The sequence below is a fragment of the Marinospirillum perlucidum genome, from assembly GCF_003336805.1.
Lineage (GTDB): Bacteria > Pseudomonadota > Gammaproteobacteria > Pseudomonadales > Halomonadaceae > Marinospirillum > Marinospirillum perlucidum.
Window position 1 is genome coordinate 37,796 of record NZ_QFWJ01000012.1, and the last position, 22,545, is coordinate 60,340.

Below are 22,545 nucleotides of genomic sequence, written 5' to 3' on the forward strand. Positions count from 1 at the left end.
GGACAAGGGGTCGCAGCTACCCAAGGCATCTGCTAAGCTGGCCCGCCATTTATACCGACCTGACTGATGAATACTGAAGAAATCAAACAACAGGGATTCGCCCGAACCCTCTACCAGATGACCTGGCCGATGCTCTTCGGGGTGCTGGCCTTGATGAGCTATCAGCTGGTGGATGCCGCCTGGATCGCCCTGCTGGGGGTGGACCCCCTGGCCGCCCTGGGCTTTACTCTGCCGGTTCAGCAATTGATTATCGGCTTTCAGGTGGGGTTGGGCATAGCCACTACAGCCCTGATTTCCAGAACTCTCGGTGGGGGTGAAACCGGCAAGGCCAAGCAGCAGGGCCGCCTGATTCTTCTGACCGGCTCCGCTCTACTGGCTTTACTGGTCATTCTTCTCTGGTGGCTGCGCCCTGTGATTCTGAATTTTCTGGGGGCTGAAGAAGCCCTGCGTGACCTGATCAGGGACTACTGGTCAGTGTGGCTGCTGAGTGCCTGGCTGGGTGCGGTTGCCTATCTGGGTTACAGTCAACATCGGGCCAATGGCGACACCAAGTTCCCCGGACTAATGATGCTGGTGGTCAGCCTGATCAATATGCTGCTGGACCCCCTGTTTATTTTTACCTTTGGCTGGGGCCTGCCCGGAGCGGCCTGGGCCACGGCTGTGGCCTTTGGCATCAGTTGCCTGCTCACCTATCCACGCATCTGGCGCCAGGGCTGGATTAACCAGAGCCTGCAAGGGCTGGCGATCGGACGAGAACTCCAGCGCCTTTTTGGTACAGCCTTACCCGCCATGCTCAGCCAATTAATGCCAGCAGCTTCGGCTATCCTTGCGACCAGTCTGGTGGCGGGGTTTGGTAATTCTGCCGTGGCCGCCTGGGGGCTGGGCACCCGCCTGGAATTCTTCTCTATCGTAGTGGTACTGGCCCTGACCATGTCTCTGCCCCCCTTATTGGGGCGCTTTGCCGGGGCCAGAGACTGGGATTCAGTGGAGCGACTGCTGAAAATGGCTGCAGGCTTTGTCATCTTCTGGCAGCTGGGCGTGGCCTTGATCTGGTTGCTGCTCAGTCAGCCCTTGGTGGGTTTGATCACTGAAGAGGCACTGGTCGCCACCCGCGTGGAGGAATACCTTTTCAAACTGCCGGTCAGCTACGCAGCCCTAGGCGTTTGCATGCTGATGGTCTCAGCTAACAATGCCCTGGGAATGCCGATGCGCGGCCTGGCCACCTCCATTGCCAGACTGTTTATCTGCTATCTGCCCTGCCTTTGGCTGGGTGCCCAACTGGGTGAGATGTCCGGTCTGCTAACAGGAGCTCTGGTGGGTAACCTGCTGGCCGGCACCCTGGCCTGGCTGGTTTACCGCCAGGGCCTCAGGAGACTGCGCCAGCATAGGCTTGAACAACTTCCTCAGCAATAATCTCCAGCCCCCGGGCAACCTGCTCATCATCCTGGGAGTAGGTCACCCGGATGCACTCTTGCCGGTGCTGCCAGGGCTCTTCTTCAGGCATACCGGGAAAGAAATGATGACCGGAAACCACCAGCACCCCTCGTGCCTTGAGGCGTTCATAGAGTGTCTGGCTGCTAATGGGCAAATCAGGAAACCACAGCCACAGGAACATAGCCCCTTCCGGCTGGTGAAGATACCAGGGACAACGATCGCCCAGGGCGGTATCCAGAGTTTCCACCGCCTTATGCATCTTGGCCTCATACCAGGGCCGAACCAGATCACGACTCATGGAGATCAATTCTCCCGAGCGCACCAGAGGCTCCATTAACTGGGGACCAAAGCTGCCGGTTGCCAGATTGAGGATGGCATTGGTACCGCTCAGGGTGCGAATGATCTCCGGCGCGGCAATAACAATCCCCGTACGTGCAGCAGGCAAGCCCAGTTTGGACAGACTGAGACAAAGAATCACCTGCTCATCCCAGATGGGATTGATTGGGGTATACACCAGCTCAGGGAAAGGGCTGCCGTAGGCACCATCGATAATCAGGGGAATATCCTTTTCTTTGGCCAGGGCATGCAGACGGTCAATTTCTTCATCAGTCAGCAGATTGCCCGTGGGGTTAGTCGGCCGGGATACACAAAGTGCCCCCACGCTTTCATCCACCTCCAGCTGATCGAAGTCCACCCGGTACTTGAAGCGATGTTCATCCAGATAGTCAATTTTGGGTTTCAGGCTGCGAAAAGTATCCGGCCCCACCCCGGCATCGGCATAGCCCAGGTACTCGGGGGCCAGGGGCAGAAGAATCTGGCGTTGTTCACCCTCGCTGGTCTGACCGGCAAAAAGGTTGAACAACATGAAAAAAGCCGCCTGACTGCCATTGGTCAGGGCAATATTCTTCTCGGTCAGGGACCAGCCATAGGTGTCATTGAGCAGCTCTACCAGGGCACGAATAAAACCGGCTTCCCCCTGGGGGGCATCATAGTTGCCTATCAGGCGGGAAAAAGCCTGGGGGTCTTCTGCCAGCTTCAGCAATTCCTGGCGCAGCCTTTCCTGTACCGGGGAAAAATGACCGGGATTCCCACCCCCCATCATGATCATGGGTTGATCACCGGCCATGGCCTTGCCCAAATCATCCATCAGGGTATTAATACCAGCCTGATCCGAGAACTTATCTGCAAATCGGGTCATTTTCATTCTTCCAGGCCTCCCAAAAATGAACGTGCTGCAGTCAGGGTCATCACTTCGGTGGTTTCGGTTTCCACGTCGTGGAGTATCACCAATTCACCCCGTCCCAGTTGCTGTTGCAATTCTTCAACCCACTGGAGGGTGGAAGCTTCACTGGTCGTATCATACCCCTGGCGAGTCACGAAGGTTTCCAGTAGAGCTTCCAGGGTTGTTTTTTCCAAAAGACTGGGAGGAATTTCCACAAATCGTTGATGCATGGCGACAAGACTTCTTTTCAAAATAAAAAAATCAGTTTAACAGGAGGTTTTGTTATAAAGAATGCATAACCCGGCCAAAAAACACTGGAAAATAAATTCCTGTCAATAAAAAAACATCCTGTTATCGGATACTTGCTGACAAATAACTGAAAATCAGTTAAAAAAAGTAGGGGGAAAGAATCCCGCCTTCAATCTATTTTAGAGGAAAATAGCATGACTGATATTGCAGCAGATGCAAAGCAAACGGATACGCTGGATGAAGCTAAGTTGCTGGAAGCTTATATTCAAAAACCCGAGAAAATTCATTTTTACCAGAGTGGCTTGGAAAAAATGCAGCAGGCTGGAGCCTTTGGTTTCCGCTGGCACTGGAGCTGGTGGGCCTTCTTTTTTGGCTGGGCCTTCTTACTCTACCGCAAAGCCTATCTACCCGCCCTGGGTGCCTTTGTTTTTGGCGCAATCGTGAGCCTGATTCCCTTTGGTTTTATTATTGCCATGATTGTTCTGGGTGGCAGCTCAAGCTATTTTATCCTCAAGCGTTATAACGATCTGAAAAATACTCTTCAGGGCACTGAAGAACAGAGAATCAATGCCATGCATTCTTTTGGCGGTTATCACACCTGGGTAATTTGGGTCGGTGCCATCCTCTATAGTCTGGCTATCATCAGCATCCTGTTTACTGTCATCATGACCGGCGGTGCCCTGATGGGTGGCTCCGCTTATTCCGGTTATTAAAATCTATCAATAACCGCTACAGGCAGGCCCCGGGCCTGCCTTTTTTATTCTTCTAGCCGAGTCAGCTCAGCAATCAATTCCTCTTCACTGATTACCGTAATCCCCAGGGATTCTGCCTTGGTCAGCTTGGAGCCTGCAGCTGCGCCAGCGACCAGACAACTGGTCTTTTTGGAAACACTGCCACTGACCTTGGCGCCCAGGGCCTCCAAGCGTTCTTTGGCCTGATCGCGGGTAAAGCTTTCCAGACTACCCGTCAGCACCCAGGTTTGCCCGGCCAGAGGCAAATCTTCGCGGCGGGTCTGGGTTTCTGGCCAGTGAATACCCTGATCAAGTAAATCCTGAATACTGGTCTGGTTATGTTCTTCCTGGAAAAAAGCATGCAGATGCTGGGCCACTATCGGGCCGACATCATCCACCTCCAGCAACTGCTCTTCACTGGCCTGCATCAGGGCCTGCAAACTACCAAAATACTGCGCCAGTCCCTTGGCCGTAGCCTCACCAACCTCGCGAATACCCAGGGCATAGATAAACCGCGGCAGGCTGGTTTGCTTGCTCTTGTTGAGCGCTTCGACCAGGTTGTTCGCTGATTTGGCAGCCATTCTGTCCAATTCGGCCAGCTCATCCGCGGTTAAGCGATAGAGATCAGCCGGAGTTTTCACCAGTTCCCGTTCGACCAGTTGATCCAGCAGCTTCTCACCCAGACCCTCAATATCCAGGGCCTTGCGGCTTGCAAAGTGTTTGAGAGCTTCCTTGCGCTGGGCCGGACAATAGAGCCCCCCAGTACAACGATAAACCGCTTCGCCCTCGGCTCTTTCCACATGAGACGCGCAGACAGGGCAGTGTTCGGGCATTCGAATAGCGGCCGTCTGTTCGGGTCGATCATCCAGGACCGCCTTGACGATCTGGGGAATAACATCCCCGGCACGCCGAACGATCACCCGGTCACCGACACGCACGTCCAGACGCTCAACTTCATCCATGTTATGCAGGGTGGCGTTGGATACGGTCACTCCCGCCACCTGAACAGGCTCCAGGCGGGCAACCGGGGTAACGGCTCCGGTCCGCCCTACCTGAAATTCGACATCCACCAGGCGGGTAATCTCCTCCTGGGCCGGATACTTGTAGGCCGTTGCCCAGCGCGGCTCGCGGGCACGAAATCCCAGTTCGGCCTGAAGGCGCAGATCATTCAGCTTGATCACCGCACCATCAATGTCATAAGGCAGTTCGTCGCGCTGATCCGCCAACTGATCGCAGTAGTTTTTCAGTTCAGTGAAACCCTGAACCCGCTGAAGCTGGGGGCTGATTTTAAAGCCCCAGGTGGCCAGCTGCTGCATGGCCTGGTAATGACTGGAAGGCTGTTGATCCGAGGAGTTTCTGGCCAGCTGATAGGCGGTAAATTCCAGGGGTCGTCGGGCGGTAATCCGCGGGTCCAGCTGGCGCAGGCTGCCTGCCGCCGCATTGCGAGGATTGGCAAACACCTTGCCACCTTCTTCCCGAGCCCAGTCGTTCATGGCTTCAAAAGCCTGTCGTGGCATATAGACTTCTCCACGCACCTCCAGGGTTTCCGGCCAGTCCTGGCGCTCGCCTCTCAATGTCAGAGGAATGGAACCCACGGTTCGCAGGTTTTCTGTAATTCCTTCGCCTGTCTGACCATCACCACGCGTCACCCCCTGAACCAGCTGGCCCTGATGGTAGATCAGGCTGACCGCCAGACCATCCAGCTTGGGTTCACAGCAGAATTCGGGAGTAGCTGTGGCCTGCCCCAGGTCAGCCAGATTATCCTGGATTCTGCGCACAAAAGCTTCCAGACTGGAATCATCAAAGACATTGCCCAGGGACAACATGGGCAGTTCATGAGTGACTTCAGGAAAGCTACTGAGCGGTGCAGCGCCCACGCGTTGGGTAGGCGAAGAAGGCGTCACCCAGTCGGGGTGCTCGGCTTCCAACTGCTGTAGTTCGCGAAAAAGACGATCGTACTCGGCATCAGGAATGCTGGGATCATCCAGCACATAATAGCGATAGTTGTGCTCATGCAGCTGTTGGTGCAGCTGCTGCAGACGCTCATAGGCTGTTGGCGAAGTCATGGTCAACTCTTGGCAGGTGTTCAGGCTTCCTTGCGAGCCTTGATGGCCTTCAGGCGGGTTTTACGTTCGAAATCCTGAATCCGCTGGCGATAGTGTTCAATGGTCTGCTGGGTCAGGTTACTGCGCTGTTCATCCTGGAGTTCAGCCCCCCAGTTACGCTCAAACACCCGGGCGGTTTCCAGCATGCGGTTAAAAATCAGCTGGGGATGATCTGTGGAGGGCAGTGCCATCACCAGCACGATTCCCAGTGAAGAGAATTCATCCATCTTGTCTTTATCAAAAGTACCCGGACTAAACATATTCACCAAAGAGTAACCCAATACCGGTTTACCCTGGCTTTCTTCCACATAATGAAAGAAACCGGACGAACTCAGCTGCATACCGATGGCATCCATCACATAGGCCAGCTTGGGACCTTCAAAAGCATGATTTTGCGGCGCATTGATATTGATGGTCAGAAATTCTTCGGCCTTGCCCCAGGCCAGTTGTTCCAGGTTCACGAGCAGGGAAGAACGCAGGCTTTCCTCTTTGGGATCACTGGTTGCCACTGGAGAGGTATCTTCTTCAGTCGGCTGGGCAGCCTGGACAAGTTCGTCCTCTTCGCCAGAGGATGAAGCCTGGCTGGGAGCGGCAGTCGTGAAAGGTGGTTCGATATCGACCAAATCATCCACATCAGCTGGATCCAGAGCCTCATTGGCCGCCTCTTCCACCTCGGGCAGGGCTTCCTGGTATTCTTCGATTTCCTGCTGATAGGCCTGGGCGGAGCGCTTGGCCTCGGCATCAAATTCAGGGTCGCGCTCAAACAGCATGCGCACTTCTTCCACGGACATGGGCGTGGTTTCCGCAGGATCGGGATCCAGATCCGCCACACCGGGATCCAGCTGGACGCTTTTGCGCAGTACAGGAATAGGATCGTCATCAAAGACGTCGATATCATCAAACAGGGGGTCGAGATCCTCACGTGCCCGGGCCACTTCCGGGTCGTTTAGCCCTGGCAGTTCACGCGCCAGTTCTTCCCGCTTGCGCTGTTCGTCCGGATCTTCATCGTCTTGTGTTTCGGCCCGGCGAGCAGCGGCACGTTTGCGACGAAGAGCATCAAGCAATATCAGCAGGAAAACTGCTGCACCCAACAGTAGCAACCCTTCTTGCAAACCCATATAGAAAATCAGCCCCTGAAAAAATGTAAACGCTTAGTTACAAATTAAATTATTCTATTATATTAGCAATTCTCGGCCCTTCCTTACAGCAAAAAACTAGCTTGCGACCATAGCAGATGCCTCGTCAAGGTCAACGGTGACCAGGCGCGACACCCCGGGTTCCTGCATGGTGACCCCCATAAGTTGATCTGCGCTCTCCATGGCCTGCTTATTGTGGGTGATATAGATAAACTGGATGCGCTCTGACATTTCCCGCACCAGCTTGGCATAGCGCCCCACATTGGCGTCATCCAGCGGCGCATCCACCTCATCCAGCATACAAAAGGGGGCTGGATTCAGCTCGAAGATGGAAAATACCAGCGCCAGGGCTGTGAGGGCTTTTTCACCACCCGAGAGCAGATGAATGGTGGCATTTTTCTTACCCGGTGGGCGCGCCATAATCGCAACCCCGGTTTCCAGCAGATCATCGCCGGTTAACTGTAACCAGGCCGTACCACCACCAAAAACCCGCGGAAAGAGATCCTGCAGGCCCTGGTTGACCTGTTCAAAGGTAGCCTTGAAGCGCTGACGGGTTTCCCGATCAATTCGACGAATCGCCTGATCCAGCGTCTCCAGCGCGGTCATGAGTTCACCATACTGGGCATCCAGGTAGGTCTTACGCTCATATTGCTGGTCGTATTCTTCGATGGCGGCCAGATTAATTGCTCCCAGGCGCTTGATACGAGCCTGGGTGGCTTCCAGTTCATGCTGCCAGCGGGATTCCAGGGCATCTTCTGGCAGGCTTTCCATCACCTGCTTGAGACTCAGTTCCAGCTCGGCCAGGGTTTCCAGATGGCTGTCGCGCTTGACCATCAGGCGCTGCTGTTGCAGCCGCTCCTGCTCCAGCAGATTGCGCAGCCTCTCCAGTTCGCGGTCCTGGTGACTGCGAGCCTGTTCCAGCAGTCGTTGTTCTTCCTGAGCCTGCTGCTGTTGCTGACGCAGCTGCTGGACTTTTTCATCCTGCTGTTGGTGAATTTCCAGCAGTTCTTCAAGTTCTTCCAGTTGCTCATCACCCGGCTCACGTGCGTTTTCCAGATCCTTTTGCAGCTGTTCACGCTTGCTGCGAAAACCCTGCAGTTGCTGCTCCAAACGCTGCAAAGCCTGGGTGGCAGCAGCTTCACGGGTGACCAGCTGCTGTTGACGGATTTTCAGATCCTGTAAAGCTGCCTGCCGGCCCTTGAGTTGATGGCGCTTCTCTTCGCGCTGGCGACGCAGGTCTTCACGCTTGGCTTGGATGCTTTCACGAGCCTCACTATTGGCTTCTACCTGCAGCAGAGCCTCCTGCCAGCTTTCCTGCTCTTCTTCCAGACTGGCCAGCAGCTCTTCTTCTTCGCTTTGTAGCTGGTGCTTTTCTTCTTGCAACTGCTCCCGGCGCTGTAACTGGTGCTCCAGGCGGGCACTGAGGCTGGCCTGACGGCTGGAGAGCTGGTTGAGGGTTTCCTGCAGGGGCTTACGCTCTCCGGCTCGCGCCTGGAGGGCCGCTTCTGTTTCCTGCAGCTGCTCAGTCAACAGGGTCTCCCGCTCCAGTTGCTCGTCCAGTTCGTTTTCGAGCAGTTCAGTGGCTTCATGAAGATCACGAATTTCCTGCTGGCGGGCCAGAACCCCGGTTGTCTTTTCCTGACGAGCCTGTACCAGAAGACCATCAGCAAAGACTCTTTCACCGGCTGGCGTGATCCAGCTTTGTCCGGCCTGCAATTCATTTCGGCGCGACCAGGCCTGGGAGAAGTTATCCTGGGTGCGGATACTCCCCAGCTGTTGTTGCAGGGATAACGGCAACTCGTCTTGTTGCTGGATCTTGTCGAGAAGGCTATCCCCGACAACCTCTTCGGTCCGGGTTCCGGCAGGGTGTTGATAAAGTTTTAATTCTCCCGAGGGCAGATCCATCAGCTGTTGGGTTAGATCGGCATCCAGGGGAACCGGGGAAATCAGAGCGGCCAACTCGGTCTGCAGGCAGGTTTCCACGGCCTTTTCCCAGCCAGGAGCGACATCCAGCTGCTCGCCCAGACGCGGCCAGGCATTGAGTTCTCTTTCTTTTAGCCAGGTGTCCAGCTCAGCATCCTGACCTTCCAGTTCGGCCTGCTGCAAAGCCTGGAGTGAAGCCAAACGCCCCTGCTGCTGCTGTAGGCGGGTGGAATTCTGGTGAATCTGGGGGCGCAGCTGCTGCAGCTCTTCCTGAGCCGTTTCCTTTTGCCGGGTCAGTTGAGCTTCTGCTGCATCCAGCTGTTGCAGTTGTTCCTCCAGGCTTTCACGCTCCAGTGCCAGGGCTTCCAGAGCCGCTTCACCTTCTTCGTCTTCCTGCAACTGATGCAGCTGTTCGGTCTGCTTGTGAAGGGACTGGCGCAATCGCTGAAGACTGCTTTCCTGCTGCTGAATGCGGGCACGTGCCAGGGTTACCTGACTTTGATCCTGTTCAGCACGACTCAAAAAAGCTTCCCAGCGTGCATCCGCTTCTTCCAACTGGTGTTCAAGCTGGTCCAGCCCTTCCTGCTCGAGAAGTTCCGCTTCTTCTCTTTCTTCCAGTTGCGGCAGGAGCAGTTCCAGTTCTTCCTGCAGGGTCTGCCTTTCTTCCTGGTCAGCCTGCAGGGCTTGTCGCGACTGCTGCTCTTCCTGCTCCAGCTGTTCCAGTTCCAGTGCCAGATCGCGCTCTCTTTGCTGGCGGTGTTCCAGCCCCTGTTCCAGGCGGGCGATTTTAAGGCTGATGGCCGTCAGTTCCTTCTGCGCCGTTTCCAAAAGATCGTTGGCCTGGGCCTGGGTTTCGCGGCTGGTTTCCAGGCGGCTTTCACCCTGGCGCAATTCCACCAGACAGGCTTCCTGCTGGAGTTCATACTGGGAAATCTGTTCCAGAATGCTGACCAGTTGTTGATCGGCTTCTCGCCAGCGAAGCACGGCCAACTCGGACTTGTACTGGCGCTCGGCCGCTTTCAACTGCTGAAAACGGCGGGCGGCTTCTGCTTGTCGCCCCAGGCGCTCCAGCTGGCGGCCCAGTTCTTCACGCACATCCTCCAAGCGTTCCAGATTATCCTGGGTGCGACGAATACGGTTTTCGGTTTCGCGGCGTCTTTCCTTGTACTTGGAGATGCCTGCTGCTTCTTCGAGGTAAACCCTGAGCTCCTCGGGCTTGGCTTCAATCAGGCGCGAGATCATGCCCTGTTCGATAATGGCATAGCTGCGCGCCCCCAGGCCGGTTCCCAGAAAGAGATCAGTAATATCCCGGCGGCGGCATTTACTGCCGTTCATCAGGTAACTGGATTGGGCATCACGGGTGACCACCCGCTTGACAGAAATTTCGGCATACTGGGCGTAGGCCCCGCCCAGCTTGCCTTCGGAGTTGTCAAAAATCAGTTCGATGGAGGCCTGCCCCACCGGTTTGCGGTTGCGCGAGCCATTGAAAATCACATCGGTCATGGATTCACCGCGCAGGTATTTTGCCGATGATTCCCCCATCACCCAGCGTACAGCATCAATGACGTTCGACTTGCCGCACCCGTTGGGTCCGACTATGCCGGTCATGTTGCTTTTGAAGGTGACGGTGGTGGGGTCCACGAAGGATTTGAACCCCGCCAGTTTGATGGATTTAAGCCGCATGCCTGTCCGTGTGAGTGGTGACCAACCGCTTATTGTAGCTGCTGGTTGATTTCCACCACAACCTCCCGCTGACCAGCCACTTCCAGCGGCTGGCTACTGCCCTGCCAGTCACCGGCTGCAGCCTGAGGTTGTCCCGACAGGGAAATCCGCGCCTGGATCACTACCTGATCGGCTGAAGACAGATTGTTATTGGCAGACATGGCCAAAGCATCGGTCAACTCGACCCTTGCAGGCAGGTCTGCGACCCGCAAACGGGTTGCTGCCAAGGGAGGTCCGGCACCTTCAGGGCGACGAGCAAACACAAAGACCGTGGCCTGGGGGTCCACTTGTGCCTGGGCTTCTTCGGAAAGGCTCAGTTGCACCTGGAAGCTGGGTCCACTTGCTGCCAACAGAGGAAGCCCCAGACGCTGGCGTGTATCATTGATGCCTTCACGCAGGGACTGACGGGCTTCACTGGATTCCGCCCGTTTTAGGGCTTCTTCCCAATAACCGCGGGCCTCATCCCATTGCTGTCGCTGGTAGGCAGCCATACCCAGAAGACTGAGAATGGCTGGCTCACCCGGATCAATTTGTCGTGCCTGATCGATCAGACTCTGGACTCGTGCCGTCAGGGTGTTGCCATCCGCAAAATAGAGTGCCTGTGCCTGCTGGGCCAGCAGACGTGGATTGGGGCCCTGGATACGTATCAGTTCCTGTAAAGCCGCAGCGGCATCTTCCATGCGGCCCATATCCATGTAGATACGCGCCAGCAGGGACCAGCCCTCAACATCATCGGGATGCTCTTCCAGGGTTTCTTCCAGGCGTCTTAGCAGGTTGCCAAAATCCTGCTGGCCTTCCTCGATCAGCTGCTGCTGGGAATAGTAGGTTTGCAAGCCCGGAGCCGCACCCAACTGGGTGTAGAGCCACCAGGAGGCGGCAAGACACAGAGCCAGAGCAAAAAAGCTGCCTCCGACCGCCAGCGCGCGAGTGGCCGGCTGCCACTGCTGGCCACTCAGATCACCAGCATCATCCAGCAGCAGGTCTTCGATTTCCTTTTTGCTGGCCGGGTAGTCTTCCTCGTCCACCAGACCGTCCTGATAATCCTTTTCCAGCTGCGCCAGCTTTTGCTTGTAGATATCGATATTAGCCAGTTGACGTGCATGCTGCTGCGCTTCCAGACGAAGTGTCAGGCTGTGGCGACGAACCAGTGGCCAGACCAGAAACAGGCAAGCCAGTAGCGCCAGCAGTACAAATCCAAACCACATTCCGGTCATGAGTCATCCTTAGAATCGGTTTTTGAAGAGGAAGCAGGAGATTCCTTGTCCAGTTCAAGAATCTGCTTAAGTCTTAATTGGCGTTCGGACAGAGATTCCCTGTCCTGACCTGCTATCTGTTTCTTTCGCGAACGGGCCAGGAAAACCAGCACCAGCAAACCCACCAGAATCATGGCAGGGGGCAGAAACCAGAGGACCAGGGTATCGTCCCTTACCGGTGGTCGATAAACGATATATTCGCCAAAGCGGGCTTTCAGGTATTCCAGTACCTCTTCATCGCTATAGCCCTGCTGCAATAGCTGGAAGAGCTCTTCGCGCATATCCCCGGCACTGGCCGAATCGGAATCGATAATGCTTTGATTCTGGCACTTAGGGCAGCGAAGAATGCCACCCAGCTCGTGAAATCTGGCTCTTTGTTCCTCGCTGCTGAAATCATAGAGCTCTATGGCTGCCTGGGATACCGGCACCAGACTGAGCAGCAGCAAAAGTATCAGTAGGCGTCTTGCCATTTTTCCACCTCCGGCAGAATAACTTGGTTAACCAGTTCCGGGGTAATTTCACCCGCCAGGTGGTAACGCACGATACCTTCCTGATCCACCAGGAAGGTTTCCGGCGCGCCATAAACACCCAGGTCAAAAGCCAGGGCTCTCACCCCTTCCGGCTCGAACAGGTTCAACTGGTAGGGGTTGCCCTGTTCCTGCAGGTAGGTAAACGCCTTGTCACGTTCATCCTTGTAATTCAGACCGATTACGGGGATACCGGCAGCAGCCAGGCGCTGGATGTCATCATGTTCTTCGTAACAGGTCGGACACCAGCTACCCCAGATATTCAGCAGGAAGACCTCACCCAGCAAATCATCGCGGGTCACCTGAAGTTCCGGGTTATCCAGGCGCGGCAGGGTGAACTCGGGCAGGGGCTTGCCCAAAAGTGCCGAATCTCTCGCTGCCGGGTCCAGACTCAAGCCCTTGTAAAGAAAAACACCCAGAATAATAAAAATAATCAGGGGTAAAAAAAGCAAAAAGCGCTTCATCTTGATGATCTCCAGTTATCCCTGTTGCCGGGAGGTTCCAGCCTCCGCTGGGGCCGTCTCGGGGACACGAATACGATAGCGTCGGTCAGTCACCGCCAGGAGTGCCGAAAAGGCTGCAATAAAGCCGCCCCACCAGATCCAGCGGACAAAAGGCTTGTAGTGAATACGCATGGCATAGGCCTGGTCATCCAGGGATTCACCCATGGCTACATAAACATCGCGCAGCGGCCCCCAATCAATGGAAACCTGGGTCATGGGCATGCCTCTCACCTGATAGAGACGCTTTTCAGGTGTAAAGGTTTTCAAAAGCTTGCCCTCGTCGGAACGCATTTCCACCACGGCAGTATCTGCCGTAAAGTTGGGGCCTTGGCGCTGCCCCAAGGAAACCAGGGTAAACTCATAACCCTTGACGCTGACTGGCTCACCCACGGCCATGCGTACATCCCTTTCTTCGCCATAGTTAGACACCATGGTGACACCCAGAACGATCAGGGCAGCACCCAGATGGCCACCCATCATGCCCCAGCGGCTGCGGGAAATTCCCTTCCAGCCCTTCTTGCCGCGGGAAGCTTCCCAAATATCGCGGATACTGGTGGTGGCGATCCATAAAAAGAGAGTCAAGCCCAGAGCCACTGCCAAACTCCAGCTTCCATCGTAAATCCAGGGCAGGATGGCAAAACCCAGCAGCAGACTGAGCAGACCCGCCAGCCAGATCTTGCGCTTCAACTTGCTCCACTGCATCGACTTCCAATCACTCAGCGGCCCCAGTCCCATGAAGATACCCAACAGCAGCATCTGGGGAACAAAGAGCGCGTTGAAATAGGGAGGCCCCACGGAAATCTTGCCCTGGTTGAGCGCATCCATCAGCAGGGGATAGATGGTACCCAGCAAGACCGTCAGGGTCGCCACCACCAGCAGAACATTATTGGCCAGCAGAAAGACATCGCGCGACAAGAGAGAATAGGCAGCCTTGGCTTTGAGGTTAGGAACCCGCAGCGCATAGATCAGCAGTGACAGACCGATGGTCAGCCCCAGGAGCAACAGCAAGAAGAGGCCCCGGTCAGGATCATTGGCAAAAGCGTGCACCGAGTTGAGAACCCCCGAGCGAACCAGGAAGAAACCGAGCAGACTGGTCGAGAAGGTGGCAATGGCCAACAACAGCGTCCAGCTTTTGAAGAGGCCGCGTTTTTCCGTAACTGCCAGAGAATGCATCAGGGCGGTGCCCAGCAACCAGGGCAAGAGGGAGGCATTTTCCACCGGGTCCCAGAACCACCAGCCACCCCAGCCCAGCTCGTAATAAGCCCACCAGGAGCCCAGGGCAATACCAGCGGTCAAAAAGGCCCAGGCGACTGAAGTCCAGGGGCGGCTCCAGCGTGCCCAGGCGGTATCCAGCTTGCCGCTCCAGAGCGCTGCCAGGGCAAAGGCAAAGGTAACGGCAAAACCCACATAACCCATGTAAAGAAGCGGCGGATGGAAAGCCAGACCCGGATCCTGAAGCAGTGGATTCAAGTCTGCGCCATCGGTCGGGATACGAGGCAAGTAGCGATCAAAGGGGTTGGACGTCAGGATCACGAAAAGCAGCATACCGACACTGACAAAGCCCAACACCGACAGGGCCCGGCCCAGAACATCAGCAGGCAGGCCCTTGGACAGACTCACGGCAAAGGTCCAGCCGGCCAGCAGCAGCAACCACAAGAGCAGCGAACCTTCATGAGCACCCCAAACCGCACTCAGTTTGTAAAACCAGGGCAGAGCCGAGTTGGAGTTGTTGGCCACATAGACGACACTGAAATCATCCAGCAGGAAACTGGATGCCAGGAGAAGAAAGCTGATTCCCAGGAAAACAAACTGGGCCCAGGCCGCTGGCTGGGCATAAGCCAGCCAGAGGGGCTGCCGGGTCAAACTGCCGGCCAGAGGAAAAATTGCTTGTACAGAGGCCATCACCAAAGCCAGAATCAGCGCAAAATGCCCCAGTTCCGGCAAATAGAGAATATCCATCAAATAAAACACCCGGGTTGATTAGTAGGTTGCTTCAGTTGCTTCGCTGCTTTCTTGTGAGCCTGAAGGGAGTTTGCCAGCCGCTTCCAGGGCCTCGGCTACTTCAGGAGGCATGTAGTTTTCGTCATGCTTGGCCAGGACTTCACTGGCGATCAGCTCCCGGTCTGCATTGAGTTCACCGACAGCAACAATACCCTGACCCTCGCGGAAAAGATCCGGCAGGATCTTGTCGTAATTGATCCACACCTGGGCATTGCTATCGGTTACGGCAAAGCGGACCCGCAGACTATCCGGGTCCCGTTTGACACTGCCCTCAACGACCATGCCGCCGGCCCGGATCTGACGGTTCTCGGGAGCCTCACCGGCCTGAATTTGGGTGGGAGTAAAGAAAAGGTTGATATTGCTACTCAGAGCAAAGAGAGTCAGCCCTACCGTGACGGAAACCCCTGCCAGCATCAGGCCCAGTATCCAGAGTTTTTTCTTTCTTTTTGGTGTCATGCCTGTTCACCTTGTTGATTGACCTCACGCCGCAGCTGACGTGCCAGTTGTTTGCGGGTTGCCTTCAACTTCAACCAGGGCAGAAGAATATTGAAGGCCATCAACAGCAAACTGAGAGCAAAGGAACTCCAGACATAGAGCCCCTGCCCCCCCATATTGATGAACTCGGACAAGCTATCGAAATACATGGTTCACTTCCGTTGCAATAAATCTTTAACCCAACCGGATTTGTGCTCACGCCTCAAGACTTCGGCCCGGGCCCGCAAGAGTAGCGACCAGCCCAGAAACGCATAAAAACCGATCACCATCAGCAGCAGAGGTACCCACATGGAAGCTGGCATGGCCGGTTTTTCGGTCAGGGTGAAGGTAGCTGGCTGGTGCAGGGTATACCACCAGTCAACCGAGTATTTGATAATGGGAATGTTGATCACCCCCACGATGGCCATCAGAGCACAGGCCTTGGCCGCTGTATCCTGGGGCTTGAGGGCCTCTCGCAGGGCAATGACGCCCAGGTAGAGAAAGAAGAGGATCAGCATGGAAGTCAGACGGGCATCCCACATCCACCAGGTTCCCCAGGTGGGCACCCCCCAGATGGCACCAGTCACCAGGGCAATAAAGGTCATGCTGGCCCCCACCGGGGCCAAGGATTGGGCCACCACATCCGCCATCTTGATCTTCCAGACCAGGAGGACAACACCGGCCAGTGCCATCATCACGTAGATGGACTGGGCCAGGAAGGCGGCAGGTACGTGCACATAGATAATCCGAAAGCTATTGCCCTGCTGGTAATCCATGGGCGCATACGCCAGTCCCCAGATTAACCCGGCCCCGATAAAAAGCAGCGATACCACTGCAAACCAGGGCAGCCAGAGACCACTAATCTGGTAAAACCACTTAGGCGAAGCCAAGCGGTGATACAGGGTTGTTAACCATTTCCACACGTTAAACACCTCAATCTAACTCAGGCTCAGGATAAACGGGCATCCTCAACCTCTTGCAATTATCGGATCGTCTATTCACCCGAGAGGGTAATTCTCAAACCTGCAGCGATTGCCCAGGGAGCCAGGGTTAAAGCCAGAGCAGCCAAAGCCCCCAGCAAGGCCAAATGGGGTAAGGCATTGCCCCCACTGATGGCTGTTTGCATGGCACCGGTACCAAAAATCAATACGGGTATATAGAAGGGCAGTACCAACAGCGTCATCAAAACCCCCGATTTACCCAGGCCGGCAGTTAGGGCGGCCCCTATCCCCCCGACCAGACTCAAGGCCAGGCTACCCAGCAGTAGCGAAAGCAAAAGAACCCCCTGAGCTTCCCAGGGCAGATACAGCATAATGCCCAGAAAAGGGGACAGCAGTATCAAAGGCAAGCTGGTTAACAGCCAGTGAACCGCCAACTTGGCCATGGCCAGGGCTGCCAGGGAATAACCACTTAACTGCTGCTGCTCCAGAGAGCCATCCATCAAATCAGGGCGAAAAAGGGCATCCAGTGACATGAGGACGGCCAGCAGCGCGGCTACCCAAAGCACTCCTGGTGCTACCGGCGCCAGTATTTCTTCTGTCGGCGATATCCCCAAAGGAAAAAGCACCACGACCAGGGCAAAAAATACCAGAGGGTTAAGCAAATCACCCCGTCTACGCACCTGCAGCCGACCTTCTCGGGCCAGGGCTGCTAAAAAGACACTGCCTTGACTGGGTAAGTTCGACTTTTTTGCCTTTAGGCGACAAAAGGTCGCAGCCGTTTTATTCATGATTGTCTCCCGCCAGCTTGCCCAGGCGCAGCTTTTTCAAACCCGGCAGGTTTTCCAAAGCATGGTGACTGGTCAGAATAATAGCTCCTCCATCGGCGACATGAGCCACTAACAAGGCTTCCATCGCGGCCACGCCTTCCTTATCCAAGGCGGTAAAGGGTTCATCCAGCAACCATAAGGGGCGCTGGGTAAAGAGCAGTCGCGCCAGAGCCACACGTCGTTTCTGCCCGGCGGATAACTGGTGACAGGGCTGATCCTCAAAGCCGGACAGACCCACACCGACAAGGGCCTTCTCCAGATCTTCTTCCTGGGTAAATCCCTCCAGAGCGGCATACCAGCGCAGGTTTTCCAGGGGGGTCAGTTCCGGTTTGATGCCAGCCAAATGGCCGATAAAAACCAGTGAGCGGTAGTAGTCATCACTGACTTGCTTGACCGGTTCACCCTGCCAAAAAACCTCACCACTACTAGCTGGAAGCAGACCGGCCAGGACTCGCAAGAGGCTGGTTTTGCCGGCCCCATTGGGGCCTTCCAGCTGCAGCAGATCACCGGGGTAAATATCCAGATCCAGGGAAGAAAAGAGCTGACGCTCATCACGTTCACAGTCAAGCTGCCTGACAGTTAACAGGGGCGGTTTGGAGGCAGACTCAGACATCGGGATGGCAAGGCCTTACTAAAAATGTACAGTTCAAATTAGCTGCACACTTTACTATGATCCTGATAAATCTGCCAGACAAGCCACCGGCTCGCAGCAAGAGGAAAAGACCATGCAGGGTCTGCAAGTAACGACTTCAAACCGCTCCGATAGCGGCAGCAGTTCTTCCGGCACCCAGCTACGTGCTCTGCCCACTGAGGGTTCGGTCCGTGTGGAAGCCGGGCAGACTCGTAGCGGCCAGGTAGTCGCCAGTGAACCGGCCCGAGAAGGCCAGGGCTACAGGGTTCAGGTTCAACTCAGCAATGGGGAGCAAGTCACCCTGCGGAGCGACCGCCCATTGGCCCAGGGCCAGGCGCTGCAGATCACCGGGCGTCAAGACGGGCTGGTGGATGTACGCCTGCTTCCCCAGGTACCCGGCCAGGCCAAGGCGGCCCAGCAGCTCAATCAACTGCTTAACCAGCTCCCTACCCTGCCTGCACGCCTGGCATCCGGTCAGTCACTACCCAGTAGTGGTGGCTCCATTCAAGTTGGCCAGGTAATCAGCAGCCAGGCATTGAATCCCGGCCAGGGCCCTGCAGGCTCAGGTAGCTACCAGATCCAACTGCAACTGGCTGGCGGTCAAGTCCTACAGGTCACTAGCCAACAGTCTTTACCCAGCGGCCAGCAGGTACAGATTCAAACCACGGGCAATCCTGCGGGAAACACACAACAACTGCAATTACGGCCTTTGACCAACGAAGCCTTGCAACTGCTTGGTATTTTAAACAATCCACTACCTTCAGCTACAACCATTCAAAGCAATAGCAGTCAGACTGCCAGCGTGCAAACACTCTTACAGGCTGCAGGCGCCCAGCTACGCCAGGCTCTACCACGCCAGGCGCCTCTACAGCAACCCTTGCAGCAGTTGACCCAATTGGTTCGCCAGCTGCCCGGGCAGACGCCAACCCCTTCAGTGCAGACACCTGCCACTCAGGCTCAGACCGCAACCACCTCCAGCACCGCGCCACCCAGCTCGCCAGCAGCCAGTCTCAAGGAGCATATCTCCAGTCTGTTAAATCTGATTCCCCAGGGCAGCAAACCACCCAGCGCCCAACAACTCCAGGCTTTTATTCCTTTTAGCGGACTCTTGCTGGAAGCCAATGTGGTTCGTGGGCTGCAAACTGGAGCCCAAGGAGATCTCAAACTGCTACTGCAACAGGCCAGCGCCCAGTTACGCGGTCAGGCCGGTGGCGGGCAGGCAACCTCTAACCAACAGGTCTTGCAGCAGGTCGCCCAGCAAGTACAGGCAGCCCAGGCTCGTATTCAAGTGCTCCAGCAGAACAGCCTCCAGGCAACCCAGACCAGTCATGAGCGCGGCCAGCCAGCCCAGGTGATCCAGATGGATCTGCCCTATAGTGTCCGCGGGGATTGGTTCCAGGCGCAGATGGAAATACGCCGCTGGATCGAAGAAAAGGATGCCGAAGCCCAAGCTGAAGAAGCCGGACGCCGCACCCGCAGTTGGGAGGTCCAGCTGAGTTTTGACCTGCAACACTGGGGCCGAGTACATACGCTGCTAAAGCTTAAAGACAAGAATTTGAAAGCAGATATCTGGGTAGAAACGGCTGAAGCCTGGGCACCCATGCAGAAGGAAGTCGGTGTTCTGGAAGCCCGGTTAAGGCGCCTGGGTGCCGAGGTTGAGCGGGTAGACTGCCACCAGGGCCGCCCGCCTCAATTAGTCAGCAATCGCCACCCTCAACAGATTATCGATACGGAGATATAGCATGCGTTTCAATTCGCGCGGGAGTTCACCTCGCAGAGCAGTAGCCCTGCAGTATGACGGACTCGGTGCTCCCCGACTGACCGCCAAGGGCTGTGCAGAAATTGCGGAAAAGATCATGCAGGTGGCAGAAGAAAATGATGTGCCTCTGTATGAGGATGCCAGCTTGGCGGCTGCCCTGGCACATCTGGAACTGGGCGAGGAGATTCCTGAACTCCTGTATATGGCCATTGCCGAGGTTCTGGCTTTTGTCTACGACCTGGATACGCTGAAAAGCAAAAGCGGCCAGAGTTAGCAGGAATCAATTAATCGAGTAGTGCTCTTCACGATCCGGCGCTTCACGCTGCGCCTTGAGTTCAGAATGCACCAGAGTGATCAGCTCGGCTTCCACACGAGCCAATCCACAGTTTTGTACCAGATCATCAACGCTGGCCCCCATCTCAACCAGGCGCACTGCATAGGCATAAGGCAGACTGCCGGGATCGCGCTGTTCAATTTCCATCTGGCGCTCAACGGTGTTATTGAGGCGCTTTTCTACCTCGACCAGGCGCTGACCCATACCGATGGCACCACTGCCCATGGCATGATTTTCATTTCTCAGCGCCTTGACCAGCAGATGAGTTTCATTGCGCGCTTCCTGCAGTTTTTGCTGCAGTTTGCGGATATGCGACAAGGCCAGACCACCCAGGAACAGAGCAAGGGCAGCAGCAGCCAGAGCAAGAAGTTCAACAACTGAAGGCATAGTCATTAAAGTGCTGCCAGTTCAGCCCACTCTTCATCGGACATCAGCTTGTTAAGCTCAACCAGAATAAGCAGCTCGCCATTCTTGTTGCACACACCCTGGATAAACTTGGCACTTTCTTCATTGCCGACGTTGGGGGCCGTTTCGATTTCCGATTGCTTCAGATAAACCACTTCAGCTACTGAGTCGACCATGATGCCGACGACCTGCTGGTCCGCCTCAATGATCATGATGCGGGTTGCATCCGTGACTTCTCCCGGCATTAGACCAAAGCGCTGGCGGGTATCTATAACAGTTACCACATTACCACGCAGGTTGATAATACCCAGCACATAATCAGGCGCACCAGGAACCGGTGCAATTTCGGTATAGCGCAGCACTTCCTGCACCATCATGACATTGATACCGTAGGTCTCTTCAGCCAGACGGAAGGTCACATATTGGAGTACTGGATCAGAGGCGCTTTCAGCCTGAATCTTTTGTGGGCTCGACATGGTTCAATCCTTCATTTCAGATGGGGGGAAACACCCATGAGTTTTTATGCTAATACACCTTTGCCCAGAAAAACAGTAGGCAAAGAGCAAGTTTATTCAGAGTCCAGTTCCTTGAGCGCACTCAAATTGGCCGGTTCCATCTGCCCGTGGCCTTCCTTGAGAAGACGATCAAAAGCAGCCACATCAATCAAAGCACACATATGCTCAATCACTGTACCGGCCAGCCAGGGACGCTTGCCTAAAGAGGTTCTCCAGCGTACCTGATCGGGGTTTAGCGATATGGAACGATCAACCAGGTTACAGGCCAGACCCCAGACGCTATCGTGAATACGGATAATCAACTTATAGGGATCCTGCTGCTGATTAATAAGAGCAGGCGGCAGCACCCATTGAGCCGTATCCACCATACACACATTCAGGTCATTGGCTCTCAGCATGCCCAGGAACCAATCGGGCTGGCCAAACAGGGGGGTGGGTTCACGATCTATCTTGATAATGCCCCCCAGTTCCACCAGAGGGACAGCCAGGGTTAAGCCTTTGACCTTGAACAGCAAACATTCAAAGCGTTCTTGAGCCCAGACAGGACGACCATTCTTCCAACCGGGAGGGGCTGGTGGCTGATCTTCTTTCTTGTCTTCACGGACTTCCGGTGGTGCTACTTCAGGTTCGGGCTCAACCAGGGGCTCGCTCGGCTGGGGTTCAGGCTCGGGAGCAGCAAGAGGTTCCTCAGGAAGAGGAGCAGGCTCCGGCTCAGCAGGAGGCGGCTCAGGGGTTTCCACTTGGGGCTCAGGCTGGGGTGCTACCTGCAATTCCGGCATCAGTACCTGGGGTTGCGCCGGATCAGCTTCTTCAACAGCTGGCGGTGCTGCCTTTTCTTCTTCTGCCGCCGCCTGACGGGCACGCTCCAGGGATTCACTCAGATGCCGCCCCTGAAAAGACTCCTCGCGAGGCCGCGGGGATTCAGAGGGCTGAGAATACAGCTCCTCCAGATCGATATCCTGACCATCGTCGCTGAGAAGGGCTTCCAGATAACCCTCGATAGCCTGCTGAGGGGTCTCATGCCAACTCATTGTCCAGCCTCCTTGTCAGGAGCTGCCTGGCGTCTGGCTTCTGGCTGGCGTTCCTGCAGGAACTTGAGCAGTACACTGTAGGCATGAACACCCCGGCTGTTGGGATCCAGCATGGAGGCGGGCATACCGGCAACACTGGCATCCCGGAATTTGGTATCCACAGGCACCATGGAGTGCCAGATTGCATCACCATAGGTATTGCGTAGCAGCCTTAAACTCTGGATTGAGGCTTGTGTACGGCGGTCATAGAGCGTGGGCACCACCGTGTAGGGCAGCGCGTGCTTACGTGCCTTGTTGATCATTTTCAGGGTCCGCATCATTCTTTCCAGCCCCTTGATTGCCAAAAATTCCGTTTGCACCGGAATGATCAGTTGCTCACAGGCTGCCAGGGCGTTGATCATCAGCAGCCCCAGAACAGGCGGACTATCGATCAAAACATAGTCAAAACGGTTCCAGAGTTGAGCCAGGGATTTGGCAACGACCAGACCCATGCCCCCCTTGCCACTCATCTGGCGTTCCAGAGTGGCCAGAGCGGTTGAGGCAGCCATGATTTTCAGGCGATCATGCCCCGTATCCAACAAGAGACTAGCGGGCAGGGATTCAGGCACCTGCTTGTGTTGAAAAAGGTCATAGACGCTTTTTTCCACACTGTCGGGATCATATTTAAAATAACTGGTCAGAGACCCGTGGGGGTCAAGATCCAGCAGAAGCACCTGATGACCACGGTCAGCAAGAATACCCCCGAGGGTCACGGCAGTCGTGGTTTTACCTACACCGCCTTTTTGATTAGCAACCGCCCAGACATGCATACCCGTTTCAACT

General features: G+C 55.5%; 22 protein-coding genes. 4 read left to right on the forward strand and 18 right to left on the reverse strand.

All coding sequences use genetic code 11. From position 1 onward, the window contains the following. Positions 1–66: 66 nt before the first annotated feature. The gene (locus tag DFK18_RS13050) at positions 67–1,413 is read left to right on the forward strand and encodes an MATE family efflux transporter (RefSeq protein WP_218563963.1); all 1,347 of its coding nucleotides are present in this window, start codon (positions 67–69) and stop codon (positions 1,411–1,413) included. On the opposite strand, the gene DFK18_RS13055 is transcribed toward DFK18_RS13050, so the two are convergent. Then, complete coding sequence (locus tag DFK18_RS13055; protein ID WP_114418718.1) at positions 1,367–2,638, reverse strand: valine--pyruvate transaminase; 1,272 nt, start codon at positions 2,636–2,638, stop codon at positions 1,367–1,369. The genes DFK18_RS13050 and DFK18_RS13055 overlap by 47 nt on opposite strands. Further along, entirely contained in the window at positions 2,635–2,886 is a 252-nt protein-coding gene (locus DFK18_RS13060; protein ID WP_114418719.1) for a YheU family protein, read from the reverse strand. The genes DFK18_RS13055 and DFK18_RS13060 overlap by 4 nt, the downstream gene beginning before the upstream one ends. A 213-nt stretch (positions 2,887–3,099) precedes the next feature. Here DFK18_RS13060 and DFK18_RS13065 point away from each other — a divergent pair, with 213 nt between their 5' ends. Continuing rightward, positions 3,100–3,618, forward strand: coding sequence for a DUF2628 domain-containing protein (locus DFK18_RS13065; protein WP_114418720.1), 519 nt, complete (start codon positions 3,100–3,102; stop codon positions 3,616–3,618). Positions 3,619–3,662: 44 nt separating this feature from the next. Here the strand turns inward: DFK18_RS13065 and ligA are convergent, their stop codons facing one another. From ligA to ccmA, 12 genes are all read right to left on the reverse strand, one after another. Beyond that, on the reverse strand, positions 3,663–5,702 hold the full coding sequence (ligA, locus tag DFK18_RS13070; RefSeq protein WP_114418721.1) for an NAD-dependent DNA ligase LigA: 2,040 nt from the start codon (positions 5,700–5,702) through the stop codon (positions 3,663–3,665). Positions 5,703–5,722: 20 nt separating this feature from the next. Beyond that, entirely contained in the window at positions 5,723–6,859 is a 1,137-nt protein-coding gene (locus tag DFK18_RS13075) for a cell division protein ZipA (RefSeq protein ID WP_114418722.1), read from the reverse strand. Positions 6,860–6,955: 96 nt separating this feature from the next. Then, positions 6,956–10,483, reverse strand: coding sequence for a chromosome segregation protein SMC (smc, locus tag DFK18_RS13080; RefSeq protein WP_114418723.1), 3,528 nt, complete (start codon positions 10,481–10,483; stop codon positions 6,956–6,958). A gap of 29 nt (positions 10,484–10,512) precedes the next feature. Continuing rightward, complete coding sequence (gene ccmI, locus DFK18_RS13085; protein WP_114418724.1) at positions 10,513–11,736, reverse strand: c-type cytochrome biogenesis protein CcmI; 1,224 nt, start codon at positions 11,734–11,736, stop codon at positions 10,513–10,515. Next, positions 11,733–12,245 (reverse strand): cytochrome c-type biogenesis protein, encoded by a 513-nt coding sequence (locus DFK18_RS13090; protein ID WP_114418725.1) that lies wholly within the window; start codon positions 12,243–12,245, stop codon positions 11,733–11,735. The genes ccmI and DFK18_RS13090 overlap by 4 nt, the downstream gene beginning before the upstream one ends. Then, the gene (locus tag DFK18_RS13095; RefSeq protein WP_114418726.1) at positions 12,227–12,766 is read right to left on the reverse strand and encodes a DsbE family thiol:disulfide interchange protein; all 540 of its coding nucleotides are present in this window, start codon (positions 12,764–12,766) and stop codon (positions 12,227–12,229) included. Before DFK18_RS13095 ends, DFK18_RS13090 begins: the two co-directional genes overlap by 19 nt. 15 nt (positions 12,767–12,781) lie before the next feature. Then, entirely contained in the window at positions 12,782–14,764 is a 1,983-nt protein-coding gene (locus DFK18_RS13100) for a heme lyase CcmF/NrfE family subunit (RefSeq protein WP_114418727.1), read from the reverse strand. 21 nt (positions 14,765–14,785) lie between these two features. After that, entirely contained in the window at positions 14,786–15,262 is a 477-nt protein-coding gene (gene ccmE / locus DFK18_RS13105) for a cytochrome c maturation protein CcmE (protein WP_114418728.1), read from the reverse strand. Next, positions 15,259–15,450, reverse strand: coding sequence for a heme exporter protein CcmD (gene ccmD, locus DFK18_RS13110; protein ID WP_114418729.1), 192 nt, complete (start codon positions 15,448–15,450; stop codon positions 15,259–15,261). Before ccmD ends, ccmE begins: the two co-directional genes overlap by 4 nt. A gap of 3 nt (positions 15,451–15,453) precedes the next feature. Next, entirely contained in the window at positions 15,454–16,203 is a 750-nt protein-coding gene (locus tag DFK18_RS13115; RefSeq protein WP_114418730.1) for a heme ABC transporter permease, read from the reverse strand. A gap of 71 nt (positions 16,204–16,274) precedes the next feature. Further along, positions 16,275–17,009, reverse strand: coding sequence for a heme exporter protein CcmB (ccmB, locus tag DFK18_RS13120; RefSeq protein WP_114418731.1), 735 nt, complete (start codon positions 17,007–17,009; stop codon positions 16,275–16,277). After that, a complete protein-coding gene (ccmA, locus tag DFK18_RS13125; protein WP_114418732.1) occupies positions 17,002–17,661 on the reverse strand; it encodes a cytochrome c biogenesis heme-transporting ATPase CcmA in 660 nt (219 codons plus the stop codon). Before ccmA ends, ccmB begins: the two co-directional genes overlap by 8 nt. A 112-nt stretch (positions 17,662–17,773) precedes the next feature. Here ccmA and DFK18_RS13130 point away from each other — a divergent pair, with 112 nt between their 5' ends. Then, positions 17,774–19,420 (forward strand): flagellar hook-length control protein FliK, encoded by a 1,647-nt coding sequence (locus DFK18_RS13130; RefSeq protein WP_114418733.1) that lies wholly within the window; start codon positions 17,774–17,776, stop codon positions 19,418–19,420. Between the two features lies 1 nt (position 19,421). Further along, positions 19,422–19,712, forward strand: a complete 291-nt coding sequence (locus tag DFK18_RS13135) for an EscU/YscU/HrcU family type III secretion system export apparatus switch protein (RefSeq protein ID WP_114418734.1) — start codon at positions 19,422–19,424, stop codon at positions 19,710–19,712. Between the two features lie 6 nt (positions 19,713–19,718). Here DFK18_RS13135 and DFK18_RS13140 read toward each other — a convergent pair whose 3' ends face one another. From DFK18_RS13140 to DFK18_RS13155, 4 genes are all read right to left on the reverse strand, one after another. Beyond that, positions 19,719–20,165, reverse strand: a complete 447-nt coding sequence (locus tag DFK18_RS13140) for a DUF2802 domain-containing protein (RefSeq protein WP_114418735.1) — start codon at positions 20,163–20,165, stop codon at positions 19,719–19,721. Continuing rightward, the gene (locus DFK18_RS13145) at positions 20,165–20,653 is read right to left on the reverse strand and encodes a chemotaxis protein CheW (RefSeq protein ID WP_114418736.1); all 489 of its coding nucleotides are present in this window, start codon (positions 20,651–20,653) and stop codon (positions 20,165–20,167) included. The genes DFK18_RS13140 and DFK18_RS13145 overlap by 1 nt, the downstream gene beginning before the upstream one ends. Positions 20,654–20,745: 92 nt before the next feature. Beyond that, complete coding sequence (locus DFK18_RS13150; RefSeq protein ID WP_114418737.1) at positions 20,746–21,723, reverse strand: chemotaxis protein CheW; 978 nt, start codon at positions 21,721–21,723, stop codon at positions 20,746–20,748. Further along, positions 21,720–22,532, reverse strand: a complete 813-nt coding sequence (locus DFK18_RS13155; protein WP_114418738.1) for a ParA family protein — start codon at positions 22,530–22,532, stop codon at positions 21,720–21,722. Before DFK18_RS13155 ends, DFK18_RS13150 begins: the two co-directional genes overlap by 4 nt. Positions 22,533–22,545: the final 13 nt, after the last annotated feature.

Excerpts from the sequence above, each read along its gene's own strand:
- ccmB (WP_114418731.1), bottom strand. The coding sequence starts at position 17,009 with ATGAATAAAACGGCTGCGACCTTTTGTCGCCTAAAGGCAAAAAAGTCG.
- DFK18_RS13065 (WP_114418720.1), top strand. The coding sequence starts at position 3,100 with ATGACTGATATTGCAGCAGATGCAAAGCAAACGGATACGCTGGATGAA.
- DFK18_RS13050 (WP_218563963.1), top strand. The coding sequence starts at position 67 with ATGAATACTGAAGAAATCAAACAACAGGGATTCGCCCGAACCCTCTAC.
- DFK18_RS13090 (WP_114418725.1), bottom strand. The coding sequence starts at position 12,245 with ATGGCAAGACGCCTACTGATACTTTTGCTGCTGCTCAGTCTGGTGCCG.
- ligA (WP_114418721.1), bottom strand. The coding sequence starts at position 5,702 with ATGACTTCGCCAACAGCCTATGAGCGTCTGCAGCAGCTGCACCAACAG.
- DFK18_RS13130 (WP_114418733.1), top strand. The coding sequence starts at position 17,774 with ATGCAGGGTCTGCAAGTAACGACTTCAAACCGCTCCGATAGCGGCAGC.
- DFK18_RS13135 (WP_114418734.1), top strand. The coding sequence starts at position 19,422 with ATGCGTTTCAATTCGCGCGGGAGTTCACCTCGCAGAGCAGTAGCCCTG.
- ccmE (WP_114418728.1), bottom strand. The coding sequence starts at position 15,262 with ATGACACCAAAAAGAAAGAAAAAACTCTGGATACTGGGCCTGATGCTG.
- DFK18_RS13100 (WP_114418727.1), bottom strand. The coding sequence starts at position 14,764 with ATGGATATTCTCTATTTGCCGGAACTGGGGCATTTTGCGCTGATTCTG.
- DFK18_RS13145 (WP_114418736.1), bottom strand. The coding sequence starts at position 20,653 with ATGTCGAGCCCACAAAAGATTCAGGCTGAAAGCGCCTCTGATCCAGTA.
- DFK18_RS13140 (WP_114418735.1), bottom strand. The coding sequence starts at position 20,165 with ATGACTATGCCTTCAGTTGTTGAACTTCTTGCTCTGGCTGCTGCTGCC.
- smc (WP_114418723.1), bottom strand. The coding sequence starts at position 10,483 with ATGCGGCTTAAATCCATCAAACTGGCGGGGTTCAAATCCTTCGTGGAC.
- DFK18_RS13095 (WP_114418726.1), bottom strand. The coding sequence starts at position 12,766 with ATGAAGCGCTTTTTGCTTTTTTTACCCCTGATTATTTTTATTATTCTG.
- DFK18_RS13075 (WP_114418722.1), bottom strand. The coding sequence starts at position 6,859 with ATGGGTTTGCAAGAAGGGTTGCTACTGTTGGGTGCAGCAGTTTTCCTG.
- DFK18_RS13060 (WP_114418719.1), bottom strand. The coding sequence starts at position 2,886 with ATGCATCAACGATTTGTGGAAATTCCTCCCAGTCTTTTGGAAAAAACA.
- ccmA (WP_114418732.1), bottom strand. The coding sequence starts at position 17,661 with ATGTCTGAGTCTGCCTCCAAACCGCCCCTGTTAACTGTCAGGCAGCTT.
- ccmD (WP_114418729.1), bottom strand. The coding sequence starts at position 15,450 with ATGTATTTCGATAGCTTGTCCGAGTTCATCAATATGGGGGGGCAGGGG.
- DFK18_RS13055 (WP_114418718.1), bottom strand. The coding sequence starts at position 2,638 with ATGAAAATGACCCGATTTGCAGATAAGTTCTCGGATCAGGCTGGTATT.
- ccmI (WP_114418724.1), bottom strand. The coding sequence starts at position 11,736 with ATGACCGGAATGTGGTTTGGATTTGTACTGCTGGCGCTACTGGCTTGC.
- DFK18_RS13155 (WP_114418738.1), bottom strand. The coding sequence starts at position 22,532 with ATGCATGTCTGGGCGGTTGCTAATCAAAAAGGCGGTGTAGGTAAAACC.
- DFK18_RS13150 (WP_114418737.1), bottom strand. The coding sequence starts at position 21,723 with ATGAGTTGGCATGAGACCCCTCAGCAGGCTATCGAGGGTTATCTGGAA.